Source organism: Campylobacter sp. RM9331 (assembly GCF_020137685.1).
GTDB lineage: Bacteria > Campylobacterota > Campylobacteria > Campylobacterales > Campylobacteraceae > Campylobacter_E.
On sequence record NZ_JACGBA010000047.1, the window covers coordinates 1 to 1,498 of the forward strand.

Here is a 1,498-nt window from a genome sequence, read left to right on the forward strand (position 1 = left end):
TAAGCAAAGAATTTATGAAAAATTGGGTAGAAATTGATAAAAAAGAGCTTGATAGAACGCTAAACTCACTAAATATGCCATCTTTAGGTTTGCCTGATGATTTTCCTTTAGGTTATATAGATAGTAAGAAAATGCCAAGCGTTGAAGAATTACAAGCTAGAGTTAAAGAAAAAGAAAATTTAAGAAATAATGCAATAAATACAAAAGAAGAAATTAAACAAGAAGAAAAAGAAGAACAAACTAAAGAAAAACCATTTGAAGCCATAGAAGTAAAAGGCACTAGCACTCGTGAAAGTATGGAAGATATTTTAAGCAAAATTAATATTCAAAATATTAAAGATGAAAGAGATTTATTAGCTATATTTTTAGCCTATAAAAATGGCGAGAATTTATATGATAAAAGGGTTTAGTTAAAATGACAATCATAAATAACAATCAGAGTATTTTGGATTTAAGGCAAATATTTTTAAGAGATGAGATAAGGACTGAAACTAATAAAGATTTAAATTCTAAGCCAGTAAGCTCTGATGATTTAAAAGGCATTTCTAATTTATATAATCATGATAATTGGGGTAAGAGTTTTAGTGGGGTTAGTAAGAATGGCGAAGTTACTATTTATGGCAAACTATTAGGGCTTGATGATAAAAGTAGTTTAAATGAATTAAGCGAACTTTTAAGCTTTATTATGACTAATTCAAATTCAATAAACGGGCAAATTGCCTTAAATGATGAGCTAGAAAGCTTATTAAATAGTGATTTAAGCATAGAAGAATTTAAACCTAGATGGCTTTTAGCAATTACTAAGGATTTAGCAGCAAAAGAGCTAGAAACTAAAGAGATTAAAAGAGAACCGATTGAAGTAAAGAGCGATTTAAACGTGTATAAAGAAAACTTAGCAAACTTGGTAAAATCTCTAAGAGAGCAAAAAGATAGCTATGATGCTTATGTTTTATCTATGCTAGAAACCGAGTTTATAAACAAAAGGACATAAATGCAAATTAACTCATCTTTAAATCAAATAAATCTCATTAATACAAATAATAAAGATTTAAAAAAGATAGATTTAAGTAAAGAGCTTAGCCAAATTGCTAAGCCTAATGATATGTTTGATTTGTTTTTACAAGTTCAAAATGATTATAAGACAGATAGTATTTATCAAAGAGCTTTTGCAAAGCATTCTGATATAGAGATTAAAAAAGATTTGCAAAGCTTTTTGCAAGCAAATCCTATAAATAGTAGTAGTGGTAGCTTTACATATTATGATGATTTAAGATTTAATTTTAGCGATGATGAAAGGCTTTTTAGATTATTTGCAGATGAAAAAATAAGCATAGATGATTTTAAAAAAGAATATCTAAAAATAAAAGCTGAATATGAAGAAGAAAAGCCTAGAGAAAAAATAGAAGTAAAAGGCACTAGCACTCGTGAAAGTATGGAAGATATTTTAAGCAAACTTGATATTCAAAATATCAAAGATGAAAGAGATTTATTAGCTATT

3 protein-coding genes are annotated in these 1,498 nt (G+C 27.2%); all 3 read left to right on the forward strand.

The window, feature by feature from the left end; genetic code table 11:
- The coding region (locus AVBRAN9331_RS09660; RefSeq protein ID WP_336612920.1) for a hypothetical protein at positions 1 to 410 on the forward strand (410 nt) is incomplete at its 5' end.
- Between the two features lie 5 nt (positions 411 to 415).
- Complete coding sequence (locus tag AVBRAN9331_RS09665; RefSeq protein ID WP_336612921.1) at positions 416 to 991, forward strand: hypothetical protein; 576 nt, start codon at positions 416 to 418, stop codon at positions 989 to 991.
- On the forward strand, positions 992 to 1,498 hold a 507-nt coding region (locus tag AVBRAN9331_RS09670), incomplete at its 3' end, for a hypothetical protein (RefSeq protein ID WP_336612922.1).